At 73.9% G+C, this 6,711-nt stretch carries 6 protein-coding genes; 2 read left to right on the forward strand and 4 right to left on the reverse strand.

Going from position 1 to position 6,711, the window contains the following annotated elements:
• Positions 1-86: 86 nt before the first annotated feature.
• The 3 genes from AB0J67_RS25455 to AB0J67_RS25465 all read right to left on the reverse strand — a co-directional run bounded on the left by AB0J67_RS25455 (position 87) and on the right by AB0J67_RS25465 (position 3,131).
• Positions 87-992 (reverse strand): NAD(P)H-binding protein, encoded by a 906-nt coding sequence (locus AB0J67_RS25455; RefSeq protein ID WP_363485961.1) that lies wholly within the window; start codon positions 990-992, stop codon positions 87-89.
• 113 nt (positions 993-1,105) lie between these two features.
• Positions 1,106-2,572, reverse strand: coding sequence for an NAD(P)/FAD-dependent oxidoreductase (locus AB0J67_RS25460; protein WP_363485962.1), 1,467 nt, complete (start codon positions 2,570-2,572; stop codon positions 1,106-1,108).
• Positions 2,573-2,660: 88 nt separating this feature from the next.
• Positions 2,661-3,131, reverse strand: a complete 471-nt coding sequence (locus AB0J67_RS25465) for a VOC family protein (protein WP_363485963.1) — start codon at positions 3,129-3,131, stop codon at positions 2,661-2,663.
• Positions 3,132-3,341: 210 nt separating this feature from the next.
• On the opposite strand from AB0J67_RS25465, the gene AB0J67_RS25470 reads away from it, so the two are divergent.
• On the forward strand, positions 3,342-3,803 hold the full coding sequence (locus AB0J67_RS25470) for a MarR family winged helix-turn-helix transcriptional regulator (protein WP_363485964.1): 462 nt from the start codon (positions 3,342-3,344) through the stop codon (positions 3,801-3,803).
• A 16-nt stretch (positions 3,804-3,819) separates the two neighbouring features.
• On the opposite strand, the gene AB0J67_RS25475 is transcribed toward AB0J67_RS25470, so the two are convergent.
• A complete protein-coding gene (locus AB0J67_RS25475) occupies positions 3,820-4,164 on the reverse strand; it encodes a hypothetical protein (protein ID WP_363485965.1) in 345 nt (114 codons plus the stop codon).
• A 63-nt stretch (positions 4,165-4,227) separates the two neighbouring features.
• Here AB0J67_RS25475 and AB0J67_RS25480 point away from each other — a divergent pair, with 63 nt between their 5' ends.
• Positions 4,228-6,591 carry an MMPL family transporter gene (locus tag AB0J67_RS25480; RefSeq protein WP_363485966.1) on the forward strand — a complete coding sequence of 788 codons (2,364 nt, stop codon included), beginning with the start codon at positions 4,228-4,230 and terminating at the stop codon, positions 6,589-6,591.
• The last annotated feature ends 120 nt before the right edge of the window (positions 6,592-6,711 follow it).

The following is a 6,711-nucleotide window of genomic DNA, read 5'->3' on the forward strand; positions in this document are numbered from 1 at the left end:
GTGACGGCCAACGTGATCACCGCGGTGGAGACCACCATCAGGGGCTTGGGCATACGCATGGGTTCCTCCGTCACTGGTGGGGTGGTTCAGCCGAGGTAGAGGTCGCGGCGGGCGGCCACGAACTCCTCGACGGTCTGGGCCGGCACGCCGGTGACGTGCGCGACGTCGTCGGACGTGCGGTCGTAGCGGTTCTCCCGGTGCAGCCGGGCCATGGTGTCGATGTGCTGCTCGGTGTGCCGCGGCAGCCCGGCCTTGGCGAGCACCTCGGTGCGCCACCGGTCCGGCGGCACGTCGACGTACGACACCGGGCGGCCTAGGGCGCGGGAGAACTCCTCGGCCATCTCCGGCATGTCGACGCTGCGCGGGCCGGTCAGCTCGTAGACCCGGCCGACGTGCGGCTTCGGGTCACGCAGCACGGTGGCCACGACGCGGGCGACGTCGTCCACGGCGACCGGGGAGGTGCGGCCGGTGCCGAAGGGCAACGCGATCGTGCCGTCGCGCCGGATCGACTGCGCCGCCAGCGTGGTGAACAGCGGATTGTCCAGGAACGACGTCGGCCGGATGTGGATCACCGGCAGGCCCGACCAGTCGAACACCTGCTCGGCCAGCCAGTGCAGCCGCTGCTGGTGCGACTCGGCGGTGCTGGTGGCGGTCATCTGCGACACCGTCATCTGCGACATGCCGACCAGCCCGGCGAGCCCGCCGTACTCGCGCGCCACGCTGGCCGCCACGGTCGCCGCGAGCAGGTGGTCCGGTGAGACGGGCATCGCGAAGTACATGCGGGTGGCGCCGTCCAGCGCGGCGGCGACGGTGTCGGGCCGGGTCAGGTCGCCGAGCACGACCTCGACGCCGAGCGCGCGCAGCCCGTCGGCGCGCTCGTCGTCGCGGCGGACCATCGCCCGCACGGGCACGTCGCGGGCGCGCAGCTTCTCGATGACGGAGCGCCCCACGCCACCGGCACCGGTGACGAGGACGAGGTCGCTGTCAGCCATGGGTCGATCTCCTTCTGGCAGCGCGGACGGTCCGCCTGCCGATCGCAACGTCAGGAGCACCTGCGCGTATTCCGCAGGCGCAGGTCAGCGGCCCATCCCGGGCAATGGGCGGGCTACATGCCGGTCCGCGACTCCCGGTGGTCCCGGTAGGTTTCGAGCAGCCGCAGCCAGACCTCGCCGATCGTCGGGAACGCCGGCACGGCGTGCCAGAGCCGGGCCACCGGCACCTCGCCCGCGACCGCGACGGCCGCCGAGTAGACCAGCTCCCCGACGCCCGGGCCGACGAAGGTGACCCCGACCACGGTGCCGCGCTCCGGGTCGACCAGCATGCGGGCGTGGCCGCGATAACCCTCGGCGTACTGGTGCGCGCCCGCCACGCGCGCGATGTCGTAGTCCACCACGTCGACCCGGCGCCCGGTCCGTTCCGCCTCCTGCGTGGTCAGGCCGACGGAGGCGACCTCCGGGTCGGTGAAGACGACCTGCGGCACGGCCACGGTGTCGGCGGTCGTCACGTGCGCGCCCCACGGGGCGTCGTCGACCGGCTCGCCCTTGGCGCGGGCGCCGATGGCGGCGCCGACCATCCGGGCCTGGTACTTGCCCTGATGGGTCAGCAGCGCCCGGTGGTTGACGTCACCGGAGGCGTAGAGCCACCCGTCGGCGACGGCGGTCACCCGGCCGGTGTCGTCCACGGGCAGCCACTCGCCGGGGGTGAGGCCGATGGTCTCCAGGCCGACGTCGGTGGTCCGCGGCGACCGCCCGGTGGCGATCAGGATCTCGTCGGCGGCCAGCTCGCCGCCGTCGGCGAGGGTGATCCGGACCTCGCCGTCCGTGCGGGCCACGGAGCCGGCCGCGGCGCCGAACCGGATGTCGACGCCCGCCTCGCGCAGCCCGTCGGCCACCAGCTCACCGGCGAACGGCTCCATCTTCGACAGCAGCCCGCCGCGGACGAGCATGGTGACCTGCGTGCCGAGCGCCTGCCAGGCGGCGGCCATCTCGACGGCCACCACGCCGCCGCCGACGACGGCCAGCCGGCCCGGCACGTGATCGGCGCCGGTCACCTCCCGGTTCGTCCACGGGCGCACGGTGTCGAGCCCGGGGATGTCGGGCATGGCCGTGGTGCTGCCGGTGCAGACGCCGACGGCATGCCGCGCGGTGAGGTGGATCGTCTCGCCGTCCGGGGTCTCGACCACCACCCGCCGGGGGCCGTCGAGGCGCCCGTGGCCGCGGATCAGGTCGACGTCGACCGACTTCAGCCAGTCGACCTGGTCCTCGTCGTGCCAGTAGTTGACCATCTTGTCGCGGTGGGCGAGCACCGCGGCGGCGTCCAGCGGGCCGGCGACCGCCTTCGGCACGCCGGGCGTGCGCCGCGCGTCGGCGCGGGCGAGCATCGGCCGCAGCAGCGCCTTGCTGGGCTCGCAGGCCCAGAACGAGCACTCGCCGCCGAGCAGCTCACGTTCGACGATCACGGTGCTGAGCCCGGCGGCACGGGTGCGGTCGGCCAGGTTCTCGCCGACCGGGCCCGCCCCGATGACGATCACGTCGTACGCGCGGCTCGTCCCGTCCGTCACTGCTTCGTCCATCTCTGCTCCTGTGGTTCGGTCGGATCTTCCGGCCGGACCGCTGGGCGCGGAGCCCGCGCCCAGCGGCCACGATCGGTGTGCCGCCTGGTCAGCGGCCGGGGGCCCGCTCCTTGACCTCCTGCAGCACCCAGCCGTTGCCGTCCGGGTCGCGGAAGGTGGCGAAGGTGCCGTAGTCGGCGCGGGCGGGGTGCGGGCCGGCGAGCCGGGCCTGGTCGCCGCGGTGGACGATCTCGCCACCCTCGTGGCCGTGGTAGAGCAGCCCGCCGCCGTCGTGGAACACCTCGCTCACCGCGATGCCGCGCCCGACGAGCTCCGCACGGGCTTGCTCGATGTCCTCGACGACGAGGTACAGGCCCTGGACCGAGCCCGGCGCCGCCGAGGTGAGCCCCGTGCCGAACATGATCGAGCACGCGGAGCCGGGCGGCGTGAAGTGCACCGCGCGCCAGTCCGCGCTGGGAGCCTTGTCCAGATCCAGTCGGAATCCCACCGCCTCGTAGAAGGCCCTGGCCCGATCGACGTCGGACACGGGCAGCACGATGACTTCGAGTTTCAGGTCCATGGAGATTGTCCTTCTTTCTCACCCCGGTCGCATGGCGGACCGGTCTTCTGGTGCGGTCCTGGTGGCCCATGCGCCGTCCGGTGATACGAGCATATGCTCCTATTGTGGAGGCGACCAGCTGCGGAGCGCCCCGGGCGACCGCCGGCAGGCCCTGCCTGAGCGGGTCCTTCGCATCTGCGAGCACCTGCTCCTATCCTGGGGTGGGAAACCTTGGAGGAGACGATGGCCACGGCGGAGACGACAGTCGATCGGTGCAACAACCTGACGCTGCGCAAGGCCGCCCGGTACCTCGGCGCGACCTACGACAAGGCGCTGGCGCCGGTCGGCCTGCGCGCGACGCAGTTCAGCATCCTGCAGAAGCTCAGCGTGCACGGGGAGATGACGATCGGCGGCCTCGCCGACATGATCGCGATGGACCGCACGACGATGGCCACCAACCTCAAGCCGCTCGCGCGGGAGGGGCTGGTCACCATCGAGGCGTCGGCGGCCGACCGCCGCGCGCGCATCGTCACCCTCACCCCCGACGGCCTCTCCCGGGTGAAGGCCGGGATGCCGATGTGGCAGGCGGCGCAGGACCGGTTCGAGGAGAGGTTCGGCGCGGACGAGGCGGCCCGGCTGCGCACGTCGCTCACCGCCGTCCTCGACACGGGTTTCCAGCCCTGGGCCGAGTAGGCCGCGGCCCGCGGGCTCAGCCGAAGGTGAACGCGTACGCCTCGGCGCCGGGCTCCGCGAACGTGATCTCCAGCGTCCGCTCGCGGACCCTGCCCTGCTCCCGGACGAGCTGGTACATGCCGCCGTCGTCGAGCAGGCCACGGCCGTCCGCGTCGGTGTGCACGCCGTGCGAGCCGCCCGGCGGGAAGCCATGATCGCCCGTGGGAGCCGACCCTGTTTGCCGTGGGCGGGCGGCGGGCATCGCTGCCGCAGCGGCGTCGCCCGCCGACCGGCTGCGAAGCCGGCCCGGCGCGCCGCTGTTCCGCCGTCCCCGCACGCACCTGTGCGGGCACCGGCGGCCGCTACTTGGGGAGGATCGCATGCAGCGCACAGGAGACAGCCGATGCTCACGCCCGGCCCGGCCGAGCACCGTGGAGCGGGTCCGATGAGCGACGACGTCGAACTGCAGAGCCGCTGGCTGCCCAGCCGGGCGCTCGACTGGTACGCCCGCGTGGTGGTGTGGCTGCGCTGGCCGGTGATCGCGGCGTGGATCGCGGTGACCGTGGGCGCCGTGCTCTACCTGCCGCCCCTGGGCCACGGCGGCAACGATCTCGGCCAGCTCGTCTCGGCCGACAATCCCGCGGTGCGCAGTGAGGTCCGTTCGTTCGAGAAGTTCGGCCTGCCCCTGCTGAGCCGGGTCGCCATCGTGCAGCGCAACCCCGACGGCCTGTCGCCCGCGGTCCAGGCCGAGGCGCTGCAGCGGGCCCGGGCCGTCAGTGAGGGCGCCTTCCCCGACGCCGTACCGATTCTCGCGGCGGTGCCGGTGACCAACGCGCTGCAGGTCTTCCCGGGCTCCCGGGAGAACGGCACCACGGTCATCACCATGCTGTTCACCGAGCCCGACGTCACGTTCGCCGCGCAGAAGGCGGCCGCGGAGAGGTTCGTCGCCGAGCACTACGACGCCGATGACAGCGTCGTCGGGGTGACCGGTTCCGTCCCGGCCCGGGTCGAGCAGGGCGAGCTGGTGCTGTCGTCGCTGCCCTGGCTGGAGGCCGTCACCGTGGCGGCCGTGTTCATCATCGTCGCGCTGGCGTTCCGCTCGCTGGTCGCGCCGCTGCTCGCGCTGGGGGTGGCCGGGGTCGCGATCCTGCTGACCCTGCATGTCGGCGGGGCCCTGGCCGAACGGTTCGGCCTCGCGGTCCCGCAGGAGACCCAGCCGCTGCTGGTGGCGCTGCTGCTCGGCGTGGTGACCGACTACGTCGTGTTCTACCTGTCGGGGGTGCGCACCCGCCTGGCCGCGGGGGACGGCAGCCGGCAGGCGGCCCGGCACGCCGCGGCGCGGTTCACCCCGATCATCGCCACGGCCGGTGCGACCGCGGCGGCCGGCACGGGTGCGCTGATCGTGGCCGACTCGGCCGCGTTCCGGGCCTTCGGTCCCGGTATGGCCGTGGCCGTCCTGATCGGCATGATCGTGTCGGTCACACTGGTGCCGGCGCTGCTGGCGGTGCTCGGCTCGGCCGCGCTGTGGTCGCCGTGGCGGCGCCGTAGTGCCGCGGCCGACGTCGACCCGGACGCGGACGCCGATCTCGACGCCGACGTCGACGGCGCGGCCGACGGCGAGCCCGCGGAGTCCACGGGCGGACGCTGGGCGAGGTTGCTGACCCGGCCGTGGGTCGCGCTGCCGGTCCTGCTGCTCTGCGCCGGCGGCCTGGTCGCGGCGGCGCTGCCCGCCCGGCACATGAGCCTGGGCGTGTCGTTCGTGGAGGCGCTGCCCGCCGACCACCCGGCGCGCCAGGCGGCCGACCAGGCCGAGGCCGGGTTCGCCGCGGGCATCCTGTCACCCAGCGAGCTGCTGCTGGAAGGCGCGGGTGTGGCCGGCCGGCAGCAGCAGCTCACCCGGCTGCAGCAGTCGCTGGCCAAGGCGCCGGGCGTCGCCGCCGTCATCGGTCCCGCCGACGACGCGATCCCCGCCCAGCTCAACCTGTTCCGCTCGAAGGACGGCTCGGCGGCGCGATACCTGCTGATCCTCGCCGACGAGCCGCTCGGCGCGACCGCGGTGCAGACCCTGGCCAGGCTGCAGGAGACCCTGCCGGGCATGCTCGCCGACGCGGGCCTCGAGCAGGTGCGGCCGAGCCTCGGCGGGGACACCGCCCTGGCCAAGGTCATCGTGGACCAGACGGTCAGCGACCTCGGCCGCATCGCCCTGGCCGCGCTCGCCGCCAACCTGCTCTTCCTGGTGCTCTACCTGCGCGCGCTGTGGGCTCCGCTGGCGCTGCTGGCCTGCAGCGTCCTCGCCATCGGGGCCACGCTCGGGGCCACCACCTGGCTGTTCCAGGACCATCTGGACGCGGACGGGCTGACCTTCTACGTGCCGTTCGCCGCGGCGGTGCTGCTGGTCGCCCTGGGGTCGGACTACAACATCTTCGGCATCGGCCCGGCCTGGCACGAGGCGCGCAGGCGGCCGCTGCGCGAAGCACTGGCGATCACCCTGCCGCAGTCGGCCCGCGCCATCCGCACTGCCGCGTTCACCCTCGCCGTGAGTTTCGGCCTGCTGGCGATCGTGCCGCTGCGCCCGTTCCGGGAGCTGGCGTTCGCCCTGTCGGTGGGCATCCTCATCGACGCGTTCGTCGTCCGGTCGGTCCTGGCGCCGGCGCTGCTGTCGGTCATGGAGGCGATGGGCGGCGGTCTGCGCCGCGTACGCCGGGTGGTGCACATGCGGCGTCCCGCCGAGGTCACGGCCGAGCCGGTCGCGGCGTCGCCGGTCGGGGTGCCGCCGCGGGACGCACCCGAGGCCCCCGTGCGCGACTGAGAAAGCCGGGCGGCCGGAGGCATCAGCCACGAACTCGGCGATGGGGCGGACCGCCTCGATCGCCTCCCCGCGCGGGCGGGGCGCCTCGCGCTGATCCAGCACGACCCCGCCGAGCCCGAC

It is taken from the genome of Catellatospora sp. NPDC049609 (assembly GCF_040675365.1).
Lineage (GTDB): Bacteria > Actinomycetota > Actinomycetes > Mycobacteriales > Micromonosporaceae > Catellatospora.